At 71.2% G+C, this 23,910-nt stretch carries 26 protein-coding genes; 15 read left to right on the top strand and 11 right to left on the bottom strand.

Annotated elements, in window-relative coordinates; translation table 11 throughout:
* The first annotated feature begins 29 nt into the window (after positions 1-29).
* The 11 genes from atpB (at position 30) to ACFQS1_RS29470 (ending at position 9,604) form a co-directional block, all read left to right on the top strand.
* Positions 30-806: a F0F1 ATP synthase subunit A gene (gene atpB, locus ACFQS1_RS29520; RefSeq protein WP_378974660.1), complete on the top strand. Its 777-nt coding sequence runs from the start codon at positions 30-32 to the stop codon at positions 804-806.
* Between the two features lie 91 nt (positions 807-897).
* Complete coding sequence (locus ACFQS1_RS29515) at positions 898-1,122, top strand: ATP synthase subunit c family protein (RefSeq protein WP_378974748.1); 225 nt, start codon at positions 898-900, stop codon at positions 1,120-1,122.
* Positions 1,123-1,157: 35 nt separating this feature from the next.
* Positions 1,158-1,721 (top strand): F0F1 ATP synthase subunit B, encoded by a 564-nt coding sequence (locus ACFQS1_RS29510; protein WP_378974657.1) that lies wholly within the window; start codon positions 1,158-1,160, stop codon positions 1,719-1,721.
* Positions 1,721-2,542, top strand: a complete 822-nt coding sequence (locus tag ACFQS1_RS29505) for a F0F1 ATP synthase subunit delta (RefSeq protein ID WP_378974655.1) — start codon at positions 1,721-1,723, stop codon at positions 2,540-2,542. Before ACFQS1_RS29510 ends, ACFQS1_RS29505 begins: the two co-directional genes overlap by 1 nt.
* Before the next feature lie 87 nt (positions 2,543-2,629).
* A complete protein-coding gene (atpA, locus tag ACFQS1_RS29500) occupies positions 2,630-4,279 on the top strand; it encodes a F0F1 ATP synthase subunit alpha (protein WP_378974653.1) in 1,650 nt (549 codons plus the stop codon).
* 2 nt (positions 4,280-4,281) lie between these two features.
* Entirely contained in the window at positions 4,282-5,211 is a 930-nt protein-coding gene (locus tag ACFQS1_RS29495) for a F0F1 ATP synthase subunit gamma (protein WP_378974650.1), read from the top strand.
* Positions 5,211-6,653 (top strand): F0F1 ATP synthase subunit beta, encoded by a 1,443-nt coding sequence (gene atpD / locus ACFQS1_RS29490; protein ID WP_378974648.1) that lies wholly within the window; start codon positions 5,211-5,213, stop codon positions 6,651-6,653. The genes ACFQS1_RS29495 and atpD overlap by 1 nt, the downstream gene beginning before the upstream one ends.
* A gap of 114 nt (positions 6,654-6,767) precedes the next feature.
* Positions 6,768-7,883 (top strand): LCP family protein, encoded by a 1,116-nt coding sequence (locus tag ACFQS1_RS29485; protein ID WP_378974645.1) that lies wholly within the window; start codon positions 6,768-6,770, stop codon positions 7,881-7,883.
* Between the two features lie 102 nt (positions 7,884-7,985).
* Complete coding sequence (locus tag ACFQS1_RS29480; RefSeq protein ID WP_378974643.1) at positions 7,986-8,267, top strand: F0F1 ATP synthase subunit epsilon; 282 nt, start codon at positions 7,986-7,988, stop codon at positions 8,265-8,267.
* A 9-nt stretch (positions 8,268-8,276) separates the two neighbouring features.
* Positions 8,277-8,747 (top strand): DUF2550 domain-containing protein, encoded by a 471-nt coding sequence (locus ACFQS1_RS29475; RefSeq protein WP_378974640.1) that lies wholly within the window; start codon positions 8,277-8,279, stop codon positions 8,745-8,747.
* A gap of 62 nt (positions 8,748-8,809) precedes the next feature.
* The gene (locus ACFQS1_RS29470) at positions 8,810-9,604 is read left to right on the top strand and encodes a PhzF family phenazine biosynthesis protein (RefSeq protein ID WP_378974638.1); all 795 of its coding nucleotides are present in this window, start codon (positions 8,810-8,812) and stop codon (positions 9,602-9,604) included.
* 84 nt (positions 9,605-9,688) lie between these two features.
* Here ACFQS1_RS29470 and ACFQS1_RS29465 read toward each other — a convergent pair whose 3' ends face one another.
* Positions 9,689-10,096 carry a VOC family protein gene (locus tag ACFQS1_RS29465; protein WP_378974635.1) on the bottom strand — a complete coding sequence of 136 codons (408 nt, stop codon included), beginning with the start codon at positions 10,094-10,096 and terminating at the stop codon, positions 9,689-9,691.
* Positions 10,072-10,644, bottom strand: coding sequence for a cob(I)yrinic acid a,c-diamide adenosyltransferase (locus tag ACFQS1_RS29460; protein WP_378974633.1), 573 nt, complete (start codon positions 10,642-10,644; stop codon positions 10,072-10,074). The genes ACFQS1_RS29465 and ACFQS1_RS29460 overlap by 25 nt, the downstream gene beginning before the upstream one ends.
* 42 nt (positions 10,645-10,686) lie before the next feature.
* Here ACFQS1_RS29460 and murA point away from each other — a divergent pair, with 42 nt between their 5' ends.
* Positions 10,687-11,973, top strand: a complete 1,287-nt coding sequence (gene murA / locus ACFQS1_RS29455) for a UDP-N-acetylglucosamine 1-carboxyvinyltransferase (RefSeq protein ID WP_378974746.1) — start codon at positions 10,687-10,689, stop codon at positions 11,971-11,973.
* A gap of 17 nt (positions 11,974-11,990) precedes the next feature.
* Here the strand turns inward: murA and ACFQS1_RS29450 are convergent, their stop codons facing one another.
* Positions 11,991-12,347 carry a hypothetical protein gene (locus ACFQS1_RS29450; protein WP_378974630.1) on the bottom strand — a complete coding sequence of 119 codons (357 nt, stop codon included), beginning with the start codon at positions 12,345-12,347 and terminating at the stop codon, positions 11,991-11,993.
* Between the two features lie 128 nt (positions 12,348-12,475).
* Here ACFQS1_RS29450 and ACFQS1_RS29445 point away from each other — a divergent pair, with 128 nt between their 5' ends.
* Together ACFQS1_RS29445 and ACFQS1_RS29440 are read left to right on the top strand one after the other, a co-directional pair.
* The gene (locus ACFQS1_RS29445) at positions 12,476-13,324 is read left to right on the top strand and encodes a 3-hydroxyacyl-CoA dehydrogenase family protein (protein ID WP_378974628.1); all 849 of its coding nucleotides are present in this window, start codon (positions 12,476-12,478) and stop codon (positions 13,322-13,324) included.
* Between the two features lie 91 nt (positions 13,325-13,415).
* Positions 13,416-13,727, top strand: coding sequence for a hypothetical protein (locus ACFQS1_RS29440; RefSeq protein WP_378974626.1), 312 nt, complete (start codon positions 13,416-13,418; stop codon positions 13,725-13,727).
* Position 13,728: 1 nt separating this feature from the next.
* Here ACFQS1_RS29440 and ACFQS1_RS29435 read toward each other — a convergent pair whose 3' ends face one another.
* Genes ACFQS1_RS29435 through ACFQS1_RS29410 form a run of 6 tightly spaced genes read right to left on the bottom strand, consistent with a single transcriptional unit; the run spans position 13,729 to position 20,671 of the window.
* A complete protein-coding gene (locus ACFQS1_RS29435; RefSeq protein ID WP_378974623.1) occupies positions 13,729-14,544 on the bottom strand; it encodes an ABC transporter permease in 816 nt (271 codons plus the stop codon).
* Positions 14,534-15,367 (bottom strand): ABC transporter ATP-binding protein, encoded by an 834-nt coding sequence (locus ACFQS1_RS29430; protein WP_378974620.1) that lies wholly within the window; start codon positions 15,365-15,367, stop codon positions 14,534-14,536. The genes ACFQS1_RS29435 and ACFQS1_RS29430 overlap by 11 nt, the downstream gene beginning before the upstream one ends.
* A 22-nt stretch (positions 15,368-15,389) precedes the next feature.
* The gene (locus tag ACFQS1_RS29425; protein ID WP_378974617.1) at positions 15,390-16,154 is read right to left on the bottom strand and encodes a hypothetical protein; all 765 of its coding nucleotides are present in this window, start codon (positions 16,152-16,154) and stop codon (positions 15,390-15,392) included.
* Positions 16,141-18,687: an FtsK/SpoIIIE domain-containing protein gene (locus ACFQS1_RS29420; RefSeq protein WP_378974743.1), complete on the bottom strand. Its 2,547-nt coding sequence runs from the start codon at positions 18,685-18,687 to the stop codon at positions 16,141-16,143. Before ACFQS1_RS29420 ends, ACFQS1_RS29425 begins: the two co-directional genes overlap by 14 nt.
* A gap of 35 nt (positions 18,688-18,722) precedes the next feature.
* The gene (locus ACFQS1_RS29415; RefSeq protein WP_378974615.1) at positions 18,723-20,048 is read right to left on the bottom strand and encodes a hypothetical protein; all 1,326 of its coding nucleotides are present in this window, start codon (positions 20,046-20,048) and stop codon (positions 18,723-18,725) included.
* 8 nt (positions 20,049-20,056) lie between these two features.
* Complete coding sequence (locus ACFQS1_RS29410; RefSeq protein WP_378974612.1) at positions 20,057-20,671, bottom strand: DUF4126 domain-containing protein; 615 nt, start codon at positions 20,669-20,671, stop codon at positions 20,057-20,059.
* A 47-nt stretch (positions 20,672-20,718) separates the two neighbouring features.
* On the opposite strand from ACFQS1_RS29410, the gene nucS reads away from it, so the two are divergent.
* Positions 20,719-21,378 carry an endonuclease NucS gene (gene nucS, locus ACFQS1_RS29405; RefSeq protein ID WP_378974610.1) on the top strand — a complete coding sequence of 220 codons (660 nt, stop codon included), beginning with the start codon at positions 20,719-20,721 and terminating at the stop codon, positions 21,376-21,378.
* A gap of 378 nt (positions 21,379-21,756) precedes the next feature.
* Here the strand turns inward: nucS and ACFQS1_RS29400 are convergent, their stop codons facing one another.
* The gene (locus ACFQS1_RS29400) at positions 21,757-23,262 is read right to left on the bottom strand and encodes a DUF6297 family protein (protein WP_378974608.1); all 1,506 of its coding nucleotides are present in this window, start codon (positions 23,260-23,262) and stop codon (positions 21,757-21,759) included.
* Positions 23,259-23,903, bottom strand: coding sequence for an ABC transporter ATP-binding protein (locus ACFQS1_RS29395; RefSeq protein ID WP_378974606.1), 645 nt, complete (start codon positions 23,901-23,903; stop codon positions 23,259-23,261). Before ACFQS1_RS29395 ends, ACFQS1_RS29400 begins: the two co-directional genes overlap by 4 nt.
* Positions 23,904-23,910 lie beyond the last annotated feature (7 nt).

Raw genomic sequence — 23,910 nt, 5'->3', positions numbered from 1 at the left:
AGGAAAGGGCTTCGGTGGCCGTTCAATCGATGGTCCTCGCAGACGTTCCGTTCCCGCCGAGCGTCGAGGACTTCTACCTGCCCAGCATCCTGCCGTGGGGCGAGCACGACAACTACTGGTTCACCAAGATCACCGCGCTCGTCTGGCTGACGACTGCTTTGATCATTATCTTTTTCCTGGTGTCGTACCGGAAGCCGCAGCTCGTCCCGACCAAGAAGCAGTGGCTCGCCGAGAGCGTCTACGGCTTCGTGCGGAACAACATCGCGGTCGAGATGATCGGCCCGGCGGGGGTGAAGTTCGCGCCGTACCTGACGACGCTGTTCGCCTTCATCCTGCTCAACAACTTCTGGGGAATCGTTCCGTTCGTCCAGATCTCGCCGAACTCGCACATCGCCTTCCCGGCGTTCCTCGCCGTGCTGAGCTACGTGATGTTCATCTGGGTCGGCATCCGGCACCACGGCTTCGTGAAGTACTTCAAGATGTCGCTGGTCCCGCCGGCGCCGTGGTTCATCCTGCCGCTGCTGATCCCGATCGAGTTCTTCTCGACCTTCCTGGTCCGGCCGTTCTCGCTCGCCGTCCGGCTTTTCGCCAACATGTTCGCCGGCCACATGCTGCTGCTGGTGTTCACACTCGGCGGCTTCGCGATGCTGAACGCCAACGCCTGGTTCATCCCGTTCTCGATCGTGTCGTGGGTGATGACCATCGCCCTGACCTTCCTCGAGTTCCTGGTGATCTGCCTCCAGGCCTACGTCTTCACGGTGCTGACCGCGAGCTACGTCCAGGGCGCGCTCGCCGACGAGCACTGAGCACCACCCCCTTCGCACCGCCGGTAACACCCCGTTGTCGTCCCGCGTGAAAACCGATTCACGCGAGATACCTGGAGGAACTGAACACATGTTGGACATCGCTGCAGTCACCGGTAGCACCGCTGCCATCGGCTACGGTCTCGCCGCCATCGGCCCCGGCATCGGCGTCGGCCTGGTCTTCTCCGCCTACATCCAGGCCACCGCCCGTCAGCCCGAGTCCTCGCGCCTGACGCTGCCGTACGTCTGGATCGGCTTCGCCGTCGTCGAGGCGCTCGCGCTCCTCGGTATCGCCTTCGGCTTCATCTGGGCCGGCTGAGCACCACTCCTCCGCCTCGAAGGAGGTCCTGTTAAATGACCAATTCTCTTGTCGTGCTCGCCGAGGCAGCCACCGAGACCGAGCACAACCCGATCGTCCCGATCTGGCAGGAGATCGTTCTCGGCGTCATCGCCTTCGGCATTCTCTGCTTCGTGCTGATGAAGTTCGTCTTCCCGCAGATGGAGAAGACGTTCGCGGCCCGGGTGGACGCGATCGAGGGTGGCATCAAGCGCGCCGAGGCCGCTCAGGCCGAGGCCAACCAGCTGCTCGAGCAGTACCGCACGCAGCTGGCCGAGGCCCGGACCGAGGCCGCGCGCATCCGCGACGAGGCCCGCGCCGACGCCGAGGGCATCCGGCAGGACGTGCTGGCGAAGGCCCGCGAGGAGTCCGACCGGATCATCTCGGCCGGGCGTGAGCAGCTCGCCGCGCAGCGCGAGAGCATCGTGCGTGACCTGCGTGCCGAGGTCGGCACGCTGGCGGTCGACCTGGCCGGCCGGATCGTCGGGGAGTCGCTCGCCGACGAGGCGCGCAGCCGCGGCACGGTCGAGCGGTTCATCGCCGAGCTCGACGAGGCCGGCTCGACGGGCGGACGGCGCTGATGGCGTCGAGCGTCAGTCAGCAGGCCTACAACTCGGCGGTGGAGAAGCTCGCCGCCGGGACCGGCTCGGCCACGGCCGCGCAGCTCGCCACGATCGCCGACGAGATCCTGTCGGTGGCCGGGCTGCTGCGGGCCCAGCCGCGACTGCGCCGGGCGCTGACCGACCCGTCGCGGGCCGGTGCCGGGCGGGCCGAGCTGCTCCGCTCGCTGCTTTCCGGCAAGCTGTCCGAGGTGACCGTCGACACGCTCACCACGCTGGTGGCCGGCCGGTTCAGCACGCCGACCGAGCTGCTCGACGTCACCGAGCGTCTCGGCGCCGAGGTCGTGCTGCGGTCGTCGGAAAAGGCGGGAACCCTCGCCGACGTGGAGGACGAGCTGTTCCGCTTCGGGCAGATCGTCAGCGGCAACGCCGAGCTCGCGGTCACGCTCAGTGACCCGGGTGCGCCCAGCTCGCGTCGCGTTAAGCTGGTGGAGGACTTGCTCAAGGGCAAGGCCCAGCCGGCCACGGTCCGTCTCGTCGAGGTGGCGCTCGAGGGCTTCCTGGGCCGCAGCTTCGACTCCTCGCTGACCCGGCTGGTCGAGCTCACCGCCGCGAAACGCGACCGCGAGGTCGCCTACGTGACGGTGGCGAAACCGCTCAGCGACGCCGACGAGCAGGCGCTGGCTGCCAAGTTGTCCGATCTCTACGACCGGCCGGTCTCGCTCAAGATCGACGTCGACCCTTCGATCATCGGCGGGGTCGCCGTCCGAGTCGGCTCCGACCTCTACGACGGCACGATCCTGCGGCGGCTCAACGCGGCACGTCAGGCGTTCGCCAAATAGCTTTGATTCCCCTCGATCGGCGGCAACGCCGATCGAGCAGGCCCCTCGGTGGCGGCGACGTCCCGAGCTAGACAGAGAAGGCAGAGGATGGCCGAGCTGACCATCTCCTCGGACGAGATCCGGGGGGCGCTAGAGCGCTACGTCTCGTCCTACACGCCCGAGGTCTCCCGCGAGGAGGTCGGCATCGTCTCCGATGCGGGCGACGGCATCGCGCACGTCGAGGGACTGCCCTCGACGATGGCGAACGAACTGCTCGAGTTCGAGGACGGCACGCTGGGTCTCGCCCTGAACCTCGACGTCCGCGAGATCGGCGTCGTGGTCCTCGGCGAGTACGAAGGCATCGATGAAGGCCAGCAGGTCAAGCGCACCGGGCGAGTTCTCTCGGTGCCGGTCGGCGACGGCTTCCTCGGTCGCGTGGTCGACCCGCTGGGCCGGCCCATCGACGACCGGGGCGAGATCGAGAACGAGGGCTTCCGCGAGCTCGAGCTGCAGGCGCCCAACGTGATGGCCCGGCAGCCGGTGAAGCAGCCGCTGCAGACCGGCATCAAGGCGATCGACGCCATGACGCCGATCGGCCGCGGCCAGCGCCAGCTGATCATCGGGGACCGCAAGACCGGCAAGACCACGGTCGCGATCGACACCATCATCAACCAGAAGGCCAACTGGGAGTCCGGCGACCCGGACAAGCAGGTGCGCTGCATCTACGTGGCGATCGGCCAGAAGGCGACCACCATCGCGTCCATCAAGGGCACGCTGGAGGAGCAGGGCGCGATGGCGTACACGACCATCGTGGCCGCCCCCGCCTCCGACCCGGCCGGTTACAAGTACATCGCGCCGTACACCGGCTCGGCCATCGGCCAGCACTGGATGTACGCGGGCAAGCACGTCCTGATCGTCTTCGACGACCTGACCAAGCAGGCCGAGGCGTACCGCGCGGTCTCGCTGCTGCTGCGCCGCCCGCCGGGCCGCGAGGCCTACCCGGGCGACGTCTTCTACCTGCACTCCCGGCTGCTGGAGCGCTGCGCCAAGCTCTCCGACGAGCTCGGCGGCGGCTCGATGACCGGCCTGCCGATCATCGAGACCAAGGCCAACGACATCTCGGCCTACATCCCGACCAACGTCATCTCGATCACCGACGGCCAGATCTTCCTGGAGACCGACCTGTTCGCCTCGGGCGTCCGCCCGGCGATCAACGTCGGCACCTCGGTGTCCCGGGTGGGTGGCTCGGCGCAGGTCAAGGCGATGCGCTCGGTCTCCGGCCGGCTCCGCCTCGACCTGGCCCAGTTCCGTGAGCTGGAGGCGTTCTCGGCGTTCGCGTCCGACCTGGACCGGGCGTCGCGCGCGCAGCTCGAGAAGGGCGTGCGCCTGGTCGAGCTGCTCAAGCAGCCGCAGTACTCGCCGTACTCGGTGGTCGACGAGGTCGTCGTGATCTGGGCCGGCACCACCGGCCAGCTCGACGACATCGCGGTCGGCGACGTCCGCCGCTTCGAGGGCGAGATGCTGCAGTGGCTGCACCGGCACCGCAGCGAGGTGCTCACCTCGATCGAGTCGACCGGCCAGCTGTCCGACGACAACATCGAGAGCCTCAAGTCCGGCCTGGACGAGTTCAAGGAGCTCTTCAAGCAGGGCGAGACCGGCATCAAGCTCAACGAGCCCGACGCCGAGGCGATGGCCGAGGGCCGCGAGACCCGCGAGACGGTGACCCGCGAGGTTCCCCGTCCGGCTCCCGGGAAGTAGTCATGGCCGGTCAGGTACAGGCCCTCCGGCGGCGCATCCGCACCGTCCGGTCGACCAAGAAGATCGCCAAGGCTCAGGAGCTGGTGGCGACCAGCCGGATCGCCAAGGCCCAGGAGCGGGTGGCGGCCTCCAAGCCGTACGCGGAGGCGATCACCCAGGTCCTGACCGCCCTGGCGTCCAACGCGACGATCGACAACCCGCTGCTGATCCCGCGCGAGCGGGTCCGGCGCGCGGGCGTCCTGCTGATCACCAGTGATCGCGGGCTGGCCGGCGCCTACAACGCCAACGCCATCCGCACCGCCGAGCAGCTGATCCAGAAGCTCAAGGCGGACGGCAAGGACGCGGTGCTGTACGTGGTCGGCCGCAAGGGGGTCGGCTACTACCGGTTCCGCAACCGGCCGATCGAGGCCAGCTGGACCGGGTTCTCCGAGCGGCCGTCGTTCCCGGACGCGAAGGCGATCGGCGACGCCCTGCTGGAGGCCTTCGTGGCCGGCGCGGACGACACCGACACGCACTACGGTCCCGACGGGATCCAGGGCGTCGACGAGCTGCACATCGTCAGCACCCAGTTCAAGTCGCTCATGACCCAGAGCGCCGAGGCGCACTTCCTGGCCCCGATGCAGGTCGAGGAGCGCGAGGTCGAGCCGGGTCTGCGGCCCGCGTACGAGTTCGAGCCGGACGCCGACGAGCTGCTGGACGCGCTGCTGCCGAAGTACCTCAACACGCGGATCTACGCGGCGTTGCTGGACTCGGCGGCCAGCGAGTCCGCGTCCCGCCGGCGGGCGATGAAGAGCGCGTCGGACAACGCGGACGACCTGCTCAAGCGGTACACGCGCGAGATGAACTCCGCGCGGCAGGCTGCGATCACCCAGGAAATCAGTGAGATTGTCGGCGGCGCCAACGCGCTGGCCGCGGCGGGAAGTGATGTGTGATGACTGCAGTTGCTGAGCCCACCAAAGCGGAGACGGGCGTCGGACGCGTCGTCCGGGTCATCGGCCCGGTCGTCGACGCCGAGTTCCCCCGCGACGCCATGCCCGGCATCTTCAACGCGCTGCACGTGGAGGTGACCCTCTCCGAGGGCACCAAGAAGCTGACCCTGGAGGTCGCCCAGCACCTGGGCGACAACCTGGTCCGCGCCATCTCCATGCAGCCGACCGACGGCCTGGTGCGCGGCGCCGAGGTCGTCGACACCGGCGCCGGCATCTCGGTTCCGGTCGGCGACGTGACCAAGGGCCACGTGTTCAACGCCCTCGGCGACGTGCTCAACGCCGACCCGTCGACGCTGGACATCCAGGAGCGCTGGGAGATCCACCGCCAGCCGCCGGCGTTCGCCGACCTCGAGCCGAAGACCGAGATGCTGGAGACCGGCATCAAGGTGCTCGACCTGCTCGCGCCGTACGTGCGCGGTGGCAAGATCGGCCTGTTCGGCGGCGCGGGCGTGGGCAAGACGGTGCTCATCCAGGAGATGATCATCCGGGTCGCCCGCAACTTCGGCGGCACCTCGGTGTTCGCCGGCGTCGGCGAGCGCACCCGTGAGGGCAACGACCTCATCCTGGAGATGGCCGAGGGTGGCGTGCTCGACAAGACCGCCCTCGTCTTCGGCCAGATGGACGAGCCGCCGGGCACCCGCCTGCGGGTCGCCCTGACCGCGCTGACCATGGCGGAGTACTTCCGGGACGTGCAGAACCAGGAGGTGCTGCTCTTCATCGACAACATCTTCCGGTTCACCCAGGCCGGCTCCGAGGTGTCCACCCTGCTCGGCCGCATGCCGTCGGCCGTGGGTTACCAGCCCACGCTGGCCGACGAGATGGGTCAGCTCCAGGAGCGGATCACCTCGGTCCGGGGCAAGGCGATCACCTCGATGCAGGCGATCTACGTGCCTGCCGACGACTACACCGACCCGGCGCCGGCCACCACGTTCGCCCACCTGGACGCGACGACCAACCTCGAGCGGTCGATCTCGGACAAGGGCATCTACCCGGCCGTGGACCCGCTGGCCTCCAGCTCGCGGATCCTGGCGCCGGAGTTCGTGGGCGCCGAGCACTACGCGGTCGCCCGCGAGGTGCAGCGCATCCTGCAGAAGTACAAGGACCTGCAGGACATCATCGCGATCCTGGGCATGGACGAGCTGAGCGAGGAAGACAAGGTCACGGTGCAGCGGGCGCGCCGGATCGAGCGCTTCCTCTCGCAGAACACGTACGCGGCCGAGCAGTTCACCGGCGTTCCCGGCTCGACGGTCCCGCTGAAGGAGACCATCGAGGCGTTCAAGAAGATCAGCGAGGGCGAGTACGACCACTTCCCCGAGCAGGCCTTCTTCATGTGCGGCGGCCTGGAGGACCTCGAGCGCAACGCGCACGAGCTCATGAAGGGTTAAGAAGCGCAACCGGAAGCCGCGCGCACCGCATCGGTGGGCGCGGCTTCCGCGTTTCCCCATCAGGTTGGGCTTTTGTGGCCTGGGTAACCTGAGAGACCGACGAGGGGAGTGGCCGTGGCCAAGGACGGCAAACGCCGGGCGCCGCTGTGGGCCCGGCTCTGTGCGATCTTCGGCTGCGTCCTCATGGTTCTCAGCGGCGGCGCGCTCATCACCGGCCAGGTCATGATGGCCCGCTACGCCGGCGCCGTGGAGAACAAGGACCTGTTCGGCAACGAGGCGAGCCAGACCAAGGTCTCCGACATCAAGGGCCCGCTCAACATCCTGCTCGCCGGCATCGACCCGCGCACCGACGAGCAGACCCCGCTCTCCGACTCGATCATCGTGGCGCACGTGCCGGCGAGCATGGACCAGGTGTATCTGTTCTCCATCCCGCGCGACCTCGTGGTGGACATCCCGCCGTTCGGCAAGACCGGCTTCCGCGGCGGCCGCTCCAAGATCAACGCGGCGATGGGCTTCGGCAGCGCGATCGGCAACGGCAAGCACGACCCGGCCCAGGGCTTCGACCTGCTCGCCAAGACCGTGCAGCGGCTCACCGGCATCGCCAAGTTCGACGCCGGCGCGATCATCAACTTCGGCGGCTTCAAGCAGATCGTCGACGCCATGGGCGGCGTCACCATGAAGATCGACCAGAACGTGAAGTCGGAGCACCTCCAGCCGAACGGCAAGCCGCGCCCGCGGTACGCGCGGTGCGCCGACAACACCTGTGCCCATCCGTACTACGGGCCGCAGGCGGAGTACAAGGTCGGCACCTACCACCTCAAGGGCTGGCAGGCGCTCGACTACGTCCGCCAGCGGTACGGCCTGCCCAAGGGCGACTACGACCGCCAGCGCCACCAGCAGCAGTTCATCAAGGCCATGGCCGGGCAGGCGCTCGGCAAGGACGTCGTCACCAACCCGGTCAAGCTCGACCGGGTGCTCAAGGCGGCCGGCAAGGCCCTGATCTTCGACGGCAACGGGCACAGCGTGGTCGACTGGGGCTTCGCCCTCAAGAACATCCGGGCCAACAACATGACCTCGATCAAGCTGCCCGGAAAGTCGCTCTTCGACGGCGGCAAGTACGTGGGCGAGGGCCTGGACCCGAGCGCCGCCGACTTCTTCGCCGCGGTGAGCCAGGACCGGCTGCCCGCCTTCCTGCTCCAGCACCCGGAGTACATCAACAAGAACTCGTGACGAACCGGCGGCCGGTGTGGTGGTCACCACCCCGGGCCACGACGCGCAAGTACGCCGTTTAGACTTCACCCCATCGGTAACGAGCCTGAACAGGGAGACTCCGTGGCCAACCAACTGCCCGTCAAGGTCGTCGCCGTCGAGCAGCGCGTGTGGTCCGGCGAGGCCGAGATGCTCGTCGCGCGCACGACCGAGGGTGAGATCGGTGTGCTGCCCGGTCACTCCCCGTTGCTCGGCCTGCTCAAGGAGCCGTCCCAGGTGCGGGTCAAGCTCGCCGGCGGCGAGCAGCTGACATATGACGTGGCCGGCGGCTTCCTCTCCATCGACGCGGACGGGGTGACCGTTCTCGCCGAGAGCGCGACGCCCGCCACGCCCGAGTCGCACTGACGCCCGGCGATGCGGATTCTCGAATTCCTCGGGATCTGCGTCGTCGCGCTGCTCGCGCTGCTCTTCGTGATCTTCTTCCGCCTCCGGCTGCTGATGTCCGGCGGCGGCACCATCCGGCTGCAGGTGCGGGTCAGCACGATGGTCCCCGGTCGCGGCTGGTCCACCGGCATCGGCCAGTTCGTCGGCGACGAGCTGCGGTTCCACCGCATGTTCAGCCTCGCGTTCCGGCCTAAACGGGTGCTCGACCGCATGGTCCTCGTCGTCGAGGAGCAGCGGGCGCCGGACGGTCCCGAGCGGCTGACCATGCCGGCCCACTGGTCGATCCTGCGATTGGGCAACGGCAGCGCCGGCGAGATCGAGATAGCGATGGCCGAGTCGACCGTCACCGGCTTCCTCTCCTGGCTCGAGGCGGGACCGCCCGGCCAGCCCGGCAGCATCGCCCCCCGGCCCACGATCCGCCCCCGCCCCGCCGACCACTGAACGCCCCCTATTTGGCGGGAATCCGCTCGTCCCGCGGCCGCCCGGCGCTCTAGCGTCGGGGGATGCGCATCCAGATCGTCGACGCCTTCACCGCCCAGCCCTTTGCCGGCAACCCGGCCGGCGTGGTCGTGCTCGCCGAGTTCCCGGACGCCGAGTGGATGCAGCGGGTCGCCGCCGAGGTCAACCTCTCCGAGACCGCCTTCCTGCACCCGCTGACCGGCGGCGACGCCGACTACGCGCTCCGCTGGTTCACCCCGGCCGTCGAGGTCGCCCTCTGCGGGCACGCCACCCTCGCCACCGCGCACGTCCTGGGCCGCGACAAGACCAGCTTCGCCACCCGCAGCGGCGTCCTCACCGCCACCTCGGCCGGCGACGGGTGGTACACGCTCGACTTCCCGACCGCCCCGCTCACCCCGGTCGACGCCCCGCCGTGGCTGGCCGGCGTGCTCGGCGCCGAGGTCGTCTCGGTCCACCACACCGGACCCCACACCGACGACCTGCTGGTCGAGCTGCGGGATGAGGCGACCGTGCGCGGCCTGCGCCCCGACCTCGGCGCGCTCGCGACCAAGGAGAGCCGCGGCGTCGTGGTCACCGCCCGAGCGGCCGACGGCGAGGCCGGCTACGACTTCGTCTCGCGCTTCTTCGGCGCGGCGGCCGGGGTCGGGGAGGACCCGGTCACCGGCAGCGCCCACACGGCCCTCACGCCGTTCTGGTCGGCCCGCCTCGGCGGCCGCACCGAGCTGACCGGTTACCAGGCGTCCCCGCGCGGCGGCTACGTCCGCGTCACCCTGGCCGGCGACCGCACGCTGCTGACCGGCCAGGCCGTCACCGTGATCGAAGGCGAGCTGCACGCCTGACCGGTCCGGGCGGCCACGGTGATCGCCGGCGAGCGGCACGCCTGACCGGCCGGCGGTCACGGTGATCGACGGCGCGCGAAACGCTCAACCCACCTGCAGCTCGACCTCGTAGCCCCAGTTGTCCTCGAGGTAGGCGGCATAGCAGTCCGGCCCGCCCGCATACGGGTGCCGGTCGGGAAACAGCAGCGACCAGCCGTTCTGCTGCGCGGCCAGGGTCAGCCGGTCGACGTCGTCCCGCCCGCCGGCCGTGAACGCCAGGTGGTTGAGCCCGGGCGCCAGGCGGTCGTGCACGCCGCCCGACAGCGCCGGCGACTGCTCCAGCACGAGGTAGACGTCGCCGAGGCGCCACGAGCGCCCGGATGGCCACTCCTGAAACGGCTCCCAGCCGAGCGCGCCCAGCAGCCAGCCCCAGGGCCCGCACGACCCGGCGAGGTCGGGGACCCAGAGCTCGACGTGATGCAGGCCGCCTACCGGCCCCCGCCCGGCACCCACTTGACGTCACCGCCCGGGTTCGCCACCCGGCCCAGGATGAACAGCAGGTCGGAGAGCCGGTTCAGGTATTTCGCCGGCAGGTCGCCCGTACGCCCGGGGTCGTCCTGGAAAAGAGCCCAGGCCGCACGCTCCGCGCGTCGCGCCACGGTGCGTGCCACATGCAGCAAGGCCGCGCCCGGGGTCCCGCCCGGCAGAATGAAGCTGTCGAGCGGCTTCAGCCGCTCGTTGAACTCGTCACACCAGCCCTCGAGACGGGTGATGTACTCCTCGGTGATCCGCAGCGGCGGATAGGGCGGATCCTCGGCGATCGGGTTGCAGAGATCGGCGCCGACGTCAAAAAGATCATTCTGTACGGCGGTGAGCACCGCGCGCACGTCCTCGGGCAGGTTGCCCAGCGCCAGCGCGACGCCCAGCGCGGCGTTGCACTCGTCGGTGTCCGCGTACGCGACCAGGCGCGGATCGGTTTTCGCCACGACCTCGTTGTTGCCCAGGCGGGTCTGACCGGCGTCGCCGGTACGGGTGTAGATGCGGGTGAGGTGAACGGCCATAGCAACACCCTACGGAGGCGCGGTTGGGTCGTGACCCATACCATGGCCCGCGTGGATGTGATCAGGGTGCACGGCGGGGCGCGACTCACCGGTGATGTCACCGTCGGCGGCGCCAAGAATTCCGCGCTCAAGCTCATGGCCGTGTCGCTGCTCGCCCCGGGCCGCAGCGTCGTGGCGAACGTCCCCCGGATCACCGACATCGCGATCATGGCCGAGGTGCTGCGCCGGCTGGGCTGCCAGGTGACCCTCGAGGGCGGCCAGGCCACCATCGACGTGCCCGCCGAGCCCGGCAGTGCGGCCGACTACGACCTGGTCCGCCGTCTGCGCGCGTCGATCTGCGTGCTCGGCCCGCTGCTGGCCCGCCGCGGCTACGTGCGGGTCGCCCTCCCCGGCGGCGACATGATCGGCTCGCGCGGCCTCGACATGCACTTCTCCGGCCTGACCCGGATGGGCGCCGAGATCTCCGGCGAGCACGGCTTCGTGATCGCCTCGGCCCCGCACGGCCTGCGCGGCGCCAAGATCTGGCTGGACTTCCCGAGCGTCGGCGCCACCGAGAACATCCTGATGGCCGCCGTCATGGCCAAGGGCGTCACCGAGATCGACAACGTGGCGCGCGAGCCCGAGATCGTCGACATCTGCGAGATGCTGGTCGCGATGGGCGCCCGCATCGACGGCGCGGGCACGTCCACGCTGACCATCGAGGGGGTCAGCGAGCTCGCCCCGGTGGTCCACCGCACGGTGGGCGACCGCATCGTGGGCGGCACCTGGGCGTTCGCCACCGCGATGACCCGCGGCGACGTGACGATCCACGGAGTCCGGCCGGAGTTCCTGGACGTCGCGCTGGACAAGTTGGTCACGGCGGGCGCGCACGTCACCCCGGGTGACGATCAGTTCCACGTACGGATGGAGGACCGTCCCCGCGCGGTCGACATCGTCACGCTGCCGTATCCCGGTTTCGCCACCGACCTGCTGCCGATGGCGATCGGGCTGGCGGCGGTGGCCGAGGGCTCGTCGCTGATCACCGAGAACATCTTCGACGGCCGCTTCATGTTCGTGAACGAGATGGTCCGCCTCGGCGCCGACATCCGCACGGACGGCCACCACGCGGTCGTGAACGGCCGCGAGCGCCTCTCCGGCGCGCCGGTCCGGGCCACCGACATCCGGGCCGGCGCCGGCTTGGTGATCGCGGGCCTGTGCGCCGACGGCGTCACGGAGGTGGGCGAGGTGCACCACATCGACCGCGGCTACCCCGACTTCGTCACCGACCTGGCCAAGCTCGGGGTTGAGGTCGAGCGCGCCGACGTCCCCGAGCCGACCTTCGACTTCTGAGCCGGTCGCCAGGCCCCTTACAAGGCGGGGGAGCCGCCGACCAGGCGGCGGGCCTCCTCGACCTCCTCGGCGAAGACCAGCACGGCGGTCCGGCCCTCGCGGTCCACGGCGTGGGTGGCCCGGATGCCGGCGTCGCCGAGCAGTCGCCTGATCTCGTCGGCCACCTCCGCGTCGTCGGTGACCGCGGCCGGGCAGAGCAGGCCGTAGTCGTCCGGCTCGCCGAAGATCGTGAGCCCGGCGGCGCACCGGTCGCCGGCCTCCTCGCGGGCGACCGTCGCGTGCAGTCCCATGCGCCAGAACACGGCGCCGAGCAAGCCGACCAGACCGACGGCAACCAGCGGCCCGATGAGGTACCAGCCGGTGCCTGAGGCCATGGGCACAGTCTGGCACCGCCGCGCGGCCGTTTCGCGGGAATTGCCCCGATCGGGAGGGTGGCCGACCTGAGTCTCCGTTAAGTAGCGACGGTAGGGTGAGGCATCGGTTTCGGCAGAGGGAGAGGCACATGGCGGGTCGACTCGCGGTCATCGGCTCCGGGTTGATGGGTTCCGGCATCGCGCAGGTCTCGGCGCAGGCGGGCTGGCAGGTCACCATGCGGGACGTCGACGACGCCGCGACCAGCCGGGGGATGGCGGCGATCCGGAGCTCCCTGGACCGCTTCGTGAACAAGCAGAAGCTCACCGCCGAGGAGGCCGAGGCCACGCTCGCGCGCATCACCCCCACCACCGACCTGGACGCCGCCGCCGAGGCGGACGTCGTGGTGGAGGCGATCTACGAGAAGGTCGAGGCCAAGCACGAGGTCTTCCGAGCCCTCGACAAGATCTGCAAGTCCGGCGCGGTGCTCGGCACCAACACGTCGGCCATCCCGATCACCCAGATCGCCACGGTGACCGAGCGCCCCGAGTCGGTGGTCGGCATCCACTTCTTCTCGCCGGTGCCGATGATGAAGCTGGTGGAGCTGGTCCGCGGCTACCAGACCTCGGACGACACGCTGGCCCAGGCCCGCAACTTCGCCGAGGAGGTGGGCAAGACCTGCGTCGAGGTGAAGCGCGACGTGGCCGGCTTCGTGTCCAACCGGCTCTTCTCGGCCCTGCTGGTCGAGGCGATCAAGCTGGTCGAGTCGGGCGTGGTGAGCCCCGCCGACCTCGACACGGTCATGAAGCTGGGCTTCGGCCACGCGATGGGCCCGCTGGCCACCGTGGACCTCACCGGCCTCGACGTGATGCTGAACGCGGCCGGCAACATCTACCGCGACACCGCCGACGAGAAGTTCTTCCCGCCCGAGCTGCTCCAGCGCATGGTCACCGCCGGCGACCTGGGCCGCAAGACCGGCAAGGGTTTCTACACCTACTGACGCGCCGGCCGCCGGGCCCGGGTTTGGCCGTTCGGCCACGGGCCCGGCGCTTCCCCTCTAGATTCTGTGTCGACATGGGGGAGGGGACGACATGCGCGTGGCACCGTCTCCGGAAGAGACGCAATGGGCCCTCGCCGAGGCGAGCGCGCAGGCCCTGCCGGTGGCGCCGGGCTGGTTCCGCGCCTGGCAGAGCGGCATGGAGAAGTGGTCGGCGGTGAACATCCGCTCGGCCACCCAGGTGATCGTCCGGCAGAGCCGGGAGGACGACCGGCACCCCGACAGCTGGGCGGTGCGGGCCCTGTTCGGCGCGCACTCGGTCGAGCTGCACGTCGGACCGTACGAGACCAAGGCGGAGGCGATCCTGGTCGCGCACGCCGTGCTGACCCTGGCCTACCGGGACTGACTCAACCGTCGCGCTTGGTGGTCCAGCGGAAGGTGGTCAGGCACAGGGCCAGCGCCAGCACGCACCACAGGCCCAGCACCAGGGCCACCATCGGCAGGTCGAACGAGCCGCCCGGCTCGCGCGCGCCGAACGACGCCGGCAGGAACACCGCGCGCAGCCCCTGGCACATCCATTTCAGCGGGAACAGCGACGCGACGTTCTGCATCCACGCCGGCAGGCTGGTGAACACGAAGAACACGCCCGAGATGAACTGCAGGACCAGCGCCACCGGGGTCACCACCGCGGGAGCGCTGCGCCCGGTGCGGGCGAGCGACGAGAACGCCACCCCGCACAGCGTGCACGCCGTGATGCCGAGCAGCGACACCCACAGGAACGTCAGCCACTTCTCCGGCGTGCCGGGCAGGTGCAGGTCGAACAGCAGCGACGCCACGGTCAGCAGGATCACCGTCTCGAGCAGCGCGATGACGCCGACCATCTGCACCTTGCCGGCGAAGTAGACCCATTTCGGCATCGGCGTGCCTAGGAAGCGTTTCAGCACCCCGCGGTCGCGTTCCATCGGGATCTGGATGGCCAGGGCCTGGAAGCCGGCCGTCATCAGGCCGGTGGCGATCATGCCGGTCACGAAGTACTGCGTGAATTTCACGCCCTCGCCGATCGTGCCCTTGAAGATCGATCCGAACACCAGGATCATGATCGCCGGGAACGCCAGCGTGAACATGACCTGCTCGCGGCTGCGCAGGAACTGCCGGACCTCGAGCCCGCCCTGGGCGACCGCGAGCGCCACCGGCCCGGCCTGCCTCGCAACGTCAGTGGTCACCGATCATCTCCAGATAGACGTCTTCGAGGGTGGGTCGGGTCACGGTCAGGCCCGGCACCTCGCCCGCGAAGCGCGTGGCCAGGTCGGTCACGACGGCCGTCGGCGTCGCGCTCCGGGTGCGTTCCCAGGCGCCCTCCGGCGTACGCCAGGAGACGGTGGCCAGCGCCGAGTCGCGCCGCCCGAGCGACCGGGGCGTGTCCACCGCGATGAGCCGCCCCCGGGCGATCACCCCGACCCGGTCGGCCAGCGCCTCGGCCTCCTCCAGGTAGTGGGTGGTCAGCACGATCGTCGTGCCGCTCGCCCGCAGGTCGCGGATCAGTTGCCAGAACTCGCGCCGGGCCTCGGGGTCGAAGCCGGTGGTCGGCTCGTCGAGGAACAGCAGCTCGGGCCGGCCGATGATGCCGAGCGCCACGTCCAGCCGCCGCTTCTGGCCGCCGGAGAGGGTGTGGGTGCGGGCCCGGACTTTGTCGGCCAGCCCCACCCGCTCGATCACCGCCGCCGGGTCGTCGGCCGCCGGATAGAACCGCGCGAAGTGCCGCACGACCTCGCCCACGGTCAGCTCGTCGAACTCTCCGGTGCCCTGCAGGACGATGCCGACCCGGTCGCGGAGGCCGTGCGCCGCCGGATCGGAGCCGAGGACGCTGACCTCGCCGGCGTCGCGGCGCCGATAGCCCTCGAGGATCTCCACCGTGGTCGTCTTGCCGGCGCCGTTCGGCCCGAGCAGGGCGAACACCTCGCCGTGGGCCACGTCGAGGTCGACGCCGTCCACCGCGACGTTGTCCCCATAGGCCTTACGCAGTCCCCGCACCCGGATCGCGTCCATGCCAAGACCCTAAGGCAGGGCCTCAATGGGCGGCGGCGAAGGCCAGGGACATCAGCGTCGCCGCGATCATGCCGCCCAGCAGGGTCAGCCCGATCCCGCCGATGTCCAGCTTGGCCTCCAGCCATCGATGCGCCGACATGGCCGCCACCGGCACCCCGGCTGAGGGCGCCGCCAGAAAGGCGAGCCACCCGAGGCCCCGCAGCACCGGGCCGCCCCAGACACCCGTACCCCCGAACGTCACCAAGCCGGAGGCGACCAGACCCGCCAGCGCCGCCACCAGCGCGCCCACCACCGGAAGCAGCGGCAGCGCCCAGCGCGGCAGCGCCCGCCGCCCGGCGGGCGAGACGGTCACGTCGATCCTGGACGCCGCCCGGGCCAGCAGCACCCGCGGCGAATCCGCCGCCGGCACCGACGGCAGAACCGTGGAATCGGCCGGTGCCGGCGTGCGTGGCAACGCCACCCGGGGCAGCGCTTCCATCGGAACCGGCTCCGGCACCTCGCCCAGCGAACGCATCCGGATCCCGCGCGCCCGTCGCAGCTGGTCCCACAGCCGCGCCGCTTCGCGGTCCACGTCGAGCACCTGGGCCGCGGCGGCGCCCGCCCACCGATCGGCCGACTGCGCGTCCCCTTCGGCCCGGGCCAGCTCGCCGGCGGCCTGCGACGCGTTCTCCTGGTAGGCCCGCTCCGCGCCGCTCAGCTCGGCCTCGCGCCGCCGGGACGCCTCGGCGAGGGCACTGACCATCAGCTGGTAGTCGCGGCCGATGGGGTGCCGGTCACGTGTGGTCACTGTTCACCTCGTACGGGATGATCACTTCCGGCGTGCGGTGCACCGACCGGTCGAAGAACAGGGCCCGGCGGCTGCGCGGATACCAGGCCGGCCCGCCGGGCTGCGGGTACAACGGCGCCAGGTCGGCGCCCTGCACGTCGAGCGCGACCCAGGCGCCGATCGCGTCCAGCCGGCTGGCCGGCCCGCCCAGGCTGTCGCGCAGCCGCGACACCGATCGCCACCAGCCGAGAACGTGCGTGCGTTGCTCCGGACCGTCGGTGAGCAATCGCCGCAGCGTGCCCGCGTCCACCGCGGCGTCCAGCGCGTACCCGATCACGTAGTGCGGAATGCCGAGGCCGGGCGCTTCCACCAGGGCGTCGAACCAGTCGGCCGACGGCAGCTCGGCGATCAGCCGGGCCGCCGGGCCGGCCGCGTCCGGATCGAGGCAGACGATGCTGAAGTGCGCCGGGCCCTGCGCGGCCAGCGACAGCGCCGCGGCCGCCAGCACGTCGCACGCCTCGTCGGTGCGGGTGCCGAGCACCGCCAGGTTGCGCCCCGGCATCCGGCCCAGGCGCAGCCGCGCCGGCCGGGCCGCCACGTCGATCCGCTCGCCCAGCACCGCCCCCGGCGAGGAGCCCACCGGCGTCGCGGCGTCCGGCACCAGCCCGGCCGGGCGGCAGGACGCCGGCAGCCGCGGCACGGCGTCGCCGTCGAAGAGCCGCGGCTCTTCGCACCCCTCCGGGCGCAGCCGCCAGAGCCGGCGTTGCAGCGTCCGCCAGATCAGCCGGTCCCCGGCGTCCGGCAGCCGGACCACGACGTTCGCCCCGGCGGTGCCCGACTCGGTGTTGACCACCGCGTGGTGCCGGGGGATGACCGCCGCGGCCAGGTTGTTGTCGGCCAGGATGCGGCGCGCCTTGGGCAGGGCGATCCGCAGGGTGAACTGGCCGATCAGCCCGGAGCGCCCCCACAGCGCCTCGATGCCGGAGACGTCCTGCGAGGCGAGGATCAGGTGGATGCCCTGCGAGCGGCCGCGCCGGGCCAGGTCCTCGAGCAGGGTGACGGCCTCGTCGGCGACCGCGTCCCGGCCGCCGAGCAGCACCTGGAACTCGTCGACGACGGCGACGATGCGCGGCCACACGCCGGCGGGGTCCTCGGCGCGCAGCTCGGCGAGCTTGGTGGCGTCGTGCCGCTTGGCGGCCTGGGCCCGGGTGCGCAGTTCCTCGCCGAGATGCCGCAGCATGGCGAGCCCGAACTCGCGGTCGCCGTTGACGTTGATGCCGGCCAGTCGCACCTGCGGCAGCCAGCTCGGGTCGCGCGGCCCCGGCACGAACCGGGCGAACGACACGCCCTCCTTGAAGTCGAGCAGATAGAGCGCGAGCTCGGACGGGCCGTACCGGGTGGCGAGCGCGGCCAGCCAGGCGTAGATGAGGTTGGTCTTGCCCGAACCGGACGGGCCGCCGATCAGCGCGTGCGGCGGGTCGTCGCCGAGCGGCACCTCGATGAGCGAGCCGTCGGTGCTGTCGCCGATCGGCGCGGTCAGGCCGTGCGCCGACGACTCGGCCCAGAACGTGGCCGGGGAGAGGTCGGCGAGCTGGGCGGGCGGTGGCCCGGCCCGCATCCGCTCGGCCGTCTCCCTGCAGAACGAGACGACCCGATCGGCGGGCGGCGGCGGATCGAAGGAGATCTCCAGCTCGCCGGTGATGTCGCACTTCTTCGCGTCCAGGTCGATCCGCACCACGGTCTCGTGGTCGGCCAGCCGTGCCCCGCGCACGATCAGGTGCACCCCGCAGGTCACGCCGGTCCGGGTGATCCGATCGAGCTGGGCCCGATGGCCGGCCGCGAGCTCGGGCGTGTCGCAGAGCAGCACCACCACGCGCCAGGGCGCGGGCAGGGCGTTGCCGGCCAGCACGGTCTCGTTCACCCGGCAGATGTGCTCGACCAGCTCGTCGAGCATCGCGCCGAGCCCGCCCGGCCCGACGAAGCTGATCCCGAGCGGCGCGAACGCGGCCAGCGTCCCGCCGAGGTGCTCGGGGTCGTAGACAGTGAGCTGGACGTCGCCCGGCCGGGTGCTGCCGAGCGCCCGCAGGAGCAGCCCGGTGATGAGGCCGTCGGCCGCCGGCGCCGGGCCCGCGAGGTCGAGGTGGGCCGCGTCGAGCAGGGGGATCAGCGCGGGCAGCGGCGCCGCGTCGTCGAGGGCGAGCGTGCCGATCCGCAGCAGGCCGGGGCGCCCGCCGCGCTCGGGCTCGCTGGGCGCCCAGAGTCGCCACGGCGCCGCGGCCGCTCCGGTCGCGCTGAGGGCGGCGACCCGGCGGACGTTGCCGGCCAGCTTCGCGGTCTCGTACTGGAAACGGCGCTGGATGTCGCGGCGCGCGGTCTCGCGTGCCTCGGCGAGTTGGTTCAGGCAGGTGCCGTACGCGTCGCGCACCAGCTGCCGCCGCGTCTGCGCCTCGCCGCGGGCGGTCTCGGCCGCGGCCAGCACCGCCCGCGCGGCACCGCGCGCCTCGGCCAGCTCCTGCCGGACGGCGGCGACCAGCGCGTTGCGGTGACTCACGATGGGGGATTTTACCGATTTTGCCCCGAGTGTGGCGATTATGTGCTGCGTGTCGTGACCCGGGTAAGCCAGCGCGGATCCGTGTGGGTCAGCTCGTCCCACAGCCGGCGGGCCACGATCGCGGACGCCTCCTCCTGCCAGCGCCGCAGCGAGCCCCGGGGCACATAGCGGCGCATCCAGTCGAGCGCCCGCCGCGACTCCCGGTCCAGCCCGTCGGTGCGGTGCTTCCGGGCGTACGGATCCAGGCCCAGAATGACGCAGAAGTGCAGCGCGTTGTAGTGCCGCCACTCGTCGGTGGTCGCGAACTCCCCGGCCGGCCGCAGCCGGTCCACACCCTCCTGCAACACCGCCCGCAGCTCCATGGCCCGTGCCAGCGGCTGCTCGATGGTCAGGCCGGACAGCCGCCGGTCGACCGCGGGCAGGCTGGTGAGCGGGCTGCGCATGAGCCGGCCGAGCCGCCCGTAGTTGTCCAGCGCCTGCCGGGTGAAGCGCAGGAACTCGGGCTTCCGGACGTCGATCAGCCGGTGCCGCGACCGCCGCCGGGGCAGCGCCTCGGTGAGCGCCAGCAGCGCCGCGCGATCTTTCCGCAGCCGCTTGTCGTGCCGGAACGCGATCGCGTCCAGCCACCAGCGCAGCTGCCCGATCAGCCCGATCGCGGTCATCACGCCGGCGACCAGCACGAACTGCAGCACCGTCACGGTCGTGCCGGGCGCGGCCAGCATTGTCAGCGTGGCCGGCGCCCCGACCGCGACCACGCCGAGCAGCGCCGCGGCCAGCGAGCGGATCAGGTCGGGCCGCAGCCGCTCGCCCACGTCGAGCGCGTCGGCGATCGCGACCAGGAAGCCGAGCGTCAGTAGGTCGACCCCGAGCGCCACGATCACCAGCTCGGGCGCGCCCACGTCGACCAGCAGCAACGCCGCCAGCCCGGCCGAGTACAGCGCCGCCACCACGGCGAGGGCGGCCGGCAGGATGGTCGGTTCCACCTGATCGCGGAACCGCCAGAGCAGCACCACGCCGCCGGCCAGCGGCGCGATCACCACCAGCCGCCCGGCCGACGGCAGCGCCACCAGCATCAGCAGGAACGGCACGGTGAGGATCAGCCAGCCCAGGTCGATCTGGCGGCGCTCCGGCACGAGCTTGGGCAGCAGCGCGACCGCGGTGCCGGCCCAGCACAGCGCCGGCACGCAGAGCAAGATCTCGGCGGTGGCCGAGCCAGGAGCGAGGGTCCAGGTCAAGACCCCGATCGCGTACGCCAGGAGCGCCGCGGCCGCGCGGGCGGACGGACCGCGCGCCGGATCGCGGCCGATCAGGTAGCAGGCCGCCCACCAGGAGATGGCGAAGACGGGCACGGCGACGGCGGGCACCGGAGAAGTCAACCAAACAGTCGTGCGCCACCGGAAGCCGCGATCTGCCGCCGCCGCCGGCGCCGGCGCACGATCAGGACCACCACCCAGACCAGCAAACCGAGTCCGACCAGGACCAATATCGGCATGAGGATGGCCAGGACCGACATCAGAACGCTGCCGATGTCTTCCACCGTCGACGCCACCGGCGCCCCGAATCCGGCCGTGCTCACGTTGACCACCGGCCGGGCCGCCGCCTTGATCCCGTGCACGCCGAGCGCGATCAGCACGCCGGCCACCACCGGCACCCACTGGTGCGAGGTGAAGAACGAGCCCGGGTCGCTGACCGTCACCGTCTGCGCCCCCGACCCGGCGCCGAACACAAGCCCGCCGGCCGTCGGCCGCACCACGGTCTGCACCACGTCGTTGACGTGGTCGACCACCGGCACCTTGTCGGCCACCACTTCGACGGCGAGCAGCACGGCCAGGATGGCGAGCACCCAGCCGTTGCCCAGCCAGGTCCAGCCGGTGGGAAGGTCGATCAGATCGGTGTAGCGGGCCAGCAGGCCCATCACCATCAGGGGGATGTAGGCATTCAGCCCCGCCGATGCGGCGAGACCCGTGCCGGTCAATGCTTCGAGCACAACCCCAGCATGTCATCCCCTCGCGAGCTCTCCGGTACTGTCGCCGGGTGCGCCTGGTCATCGCGAAATGCTCGGTCGACTATGTCGGCAAGCTCTCCGCCCATCTGCCTCCCGCCACCCGGCTGCTGATGGTCAAGGCCGACGGCTCGGTCTCGATCCACGCCGACGACCGCGCCTACAAGCCGCTGAACTGGATGAGCCCGCCCTGCAAGCTGCACGAGGCCCCCGGCGTGTGGAAGGTCGTCAACAAGGCCGGCGAGGAGTTGCGGATCACCCTGGAGGAGATCCTGCACGACACCTCGCACGAGCTGGGCGTCGACCCCGGCCTGGTCAAGGACGGTGTGGAGGCCCACCTCCAGGAGCTGCTGGCCGCACACCCCGACACCTTCGGCGCGGGCTGGACCCTGGTGCGCCGCGAGTTCATGACCGCCATCGGCCCGGTCGACCTGCTCTGCAAGGACGCCGACGGCGGCTCGGTCGCCGTCGAGATCAAACGCCGGGGCGAGATCGACGGCGTCGAGCAGCTGACCCGCTACCTCGAGCTGATGAACCGCGACCCGCTGCTGGCCCCGGTCCAGGGCGTCTTCGCGGCCCAGGAGATCAAGCCCCAGGCCCGGGTCCTGGCCACCGACCGAGGCATCCGCTGCGTGGTCGTCGATTACGACAAGCTCCGCGGCATGGCGAAAGACGAGCTCACCCTCTTCTAAGCTCGCCTCGCCCCTCGCGTCGCCCCGCCCTCGCCGCCTCGCGTTGCCGCCTCGCCCCGCGTTGCCGCCTCTCCCCGCGCGTCGCTGCCTCTCCGAGCTCGCTCGCGCTTGTCGCACCGGATCTTGATAAGTGGGTGCGAGGGTTGCGCGGCAACTCATCATTCTTCGGCGCCGGGCGCGATCACCCTTCCGGAATAGGCGGATAAGTCGGGCGGCCATCGGTGGAGTTTCCCGCATTGTGGCGACGAAGGTTCAGCACTGAGGACGGCCGGCCAGCATGCGGGAGCGGTCCCATTCTGCGGCCGCCGGCGCCACATGGTGGGAGCCGCATCAACTGAACCAGCACCGCGACAGCAGGGCCCCGGCGCCGCGGTGCCGCTAACGGGCGCTCAGCTCGACGCGCTCGTTCGACGTGGTGCCGGTGATGTAGGCGCGGGCGCCGATCCCGCCGACGACGGCCTGGATCAGGACGGTGTTCCAGGACAGCGGGTGGCCCTGGGCGATCTCGACCAGGGCCGGCAGGCCCAGCAGCAGGGCATCCGGGCCGATCGCGGCGTTCACCAGCGGGCCGGTCGACACCGTCCCCATCGGAGTGTCCAGGGGGAGCAGCTCGTTGCGGACGAAGCCGACCCGAGCCCGGCGGACCGCCGCCACCGCGCCGACCGGGCCCACGGCCAGGCCCAGCGCCCACCACTGGCCGGCGGGCAGCTCGCCCAGGGCGGTGAGCAGGCCGAGCGCGAGAGCCGACCAGAGCGCGGCGAGCACGCCGGGCACCCACAGGCGCTGGCTGATCGCCCGGCGCGAGCTCAGGCCGAGCAGGCGCAGCAGGACGGGGTTGCCGGCATCCGTCTTGACGTTGCCGGCCGAGGTGGAGGCGGCCAGCAGGGCGCCGATCAGGACGGCCACGCCGATCAGCCAGTGCGGGGCGTGGCCCAGCAGGACCGGCAGGGCGGCCAGAAGTGCCAGCCAGAGGAGTCGCTTGCGGCGTCGTACGACCAGCAGCACGTCCTGGGTGACCAGCACGGGCAGGCGGGCGGGGAAGCGGACCGAGCGCAGGCGGCGGTGGGCCCAGTAGCGTCGCTCGATCATGTCGGTGAGGAAGGACGGCTCGACGCCGAAGGCCGTGTCGAACAGGGTGCCGGCGGTCTTGGCGGCCTCGAGGATGCGCTCGTTGGGGGTGCGCGCGAGTCCGCGTACGGAAAAGGCGAAGAGTGAGCCGACGGCCAGCGCAAGCGTGCCCACCAGCGGAAGCAGCACCGGGGCCGGCGGCCACCCGATGGCCGGGACGTCACCGCCGGAGGTCGAGTCGGCGATCAGGCCGGCCAGGCCGGCGGCCAGCAGCAGCGAGACCAGCGCGTCCACCCGGTCGCCCCAGCGGCCACCCGCCTGCGCGGCCAGCGCGACCAGCAGCAACGCGATGCCGATCAGGGCCGCGCCGGTCGCCAGCAGACAGACCTGCGGGCCGCCGAGGGTGCGCGGTGCGGCGTGGCCGACGATCGCGAGGCCGGCCAGCGCGCCCACGATGGCGGCGACGATCGCGGTCAGTCGCAACGACGGAAGTAACAGGCGGCGACGGCTCACCGGCGCGGGCAGCAGCCAGGAAGCGGCCGGACGGCTCAGCGCCAGCGGGCCGAAGCGGCGCAGCGCCAGGTAGAGCAGGCCGAACAGGACCGGAACGAGGGAGGCAGCGGCCAGGCGGGAGGCGTTCGGGGCGGTCGGCCAGAAGACCACGGCGAGTTGTTTGTGCACCATGCCGCCGACCACGGCCACGAAGAGCAGCGCGAAGTAGATGTTGCCGGCGGTCGCGCCGCGCTCGCGGTGGGCGGATTGGCGGCGGCTGATCCAGCGGCGGACCGGGGCCAGCGGAACGGTTGCCGAGGTCATGCGCTCAGCGACTCCATCGTGGTCACCTCGGCGCCGGAGGCGGCCGCGAACTCCTCGTCGTGACTGGCCATCAGCAGCGAACCGCCGCCGGCCACGTAATCGGCGAGCAGGGCGGCCACCTCCTTGCGGCCGTCCGGGTCGAGGCGTTGCTCGGGCTCGTCGAGGATCAGCAGCGAGCTGGGGCGGATCAGCGCGACGGCCAGCGTGAGCCGCTGCTTCTGACCGGACGAGAGCGACGGCGGGATCGCGTCGGCGTGGCCGGTCAGCCCGAACCGCTCGAGCGCCTCGTCGATGCCGGCCTGCTCGGGATCCTGGCCGTTGGCGCGGCAGACCAGCTCGACGTGCTCGCGCACGGTGAGCCCGGGATACCAGGTCGGGGGCTCGACGGTGGTGACCACGGCCCGCCAGAACTCGGGGGTCGCGCCGGGCGCCCCGCCGAAGACCCGGATCTCGCCGGAGTCGGGCTGCTGGAGGCTGCTCACGCAGCGCAGCAGCGTGGACTTGCCGATGCCGTTCTCGCCGGTCACGCAGACGCCGCCGCCGGCCGGGACGGTGAGCGCGACGCCGGTCAGCACCGGCGTGGCGCCGTAGCTGACGTGCAGGTCCTCGACCTCGACGGCCGCGGGGTGATGATCTACCACCCCGCCA

Source organism: Paractinoplanes rhizophilus (genome assembly GCF_042664765.1).
Classification (GTDB): domain Bacteria; phylum Actinomycetota; class Actinomycetes; order Mycobacteriales; family Micromonosporaceae; genus Actinoplanes; species Actinoplanes rhizophilus.
Note: the sequence above shows the minus strand (reverse complement) of the source record. Positions and strands in the feature narration are given on the sequence as shown.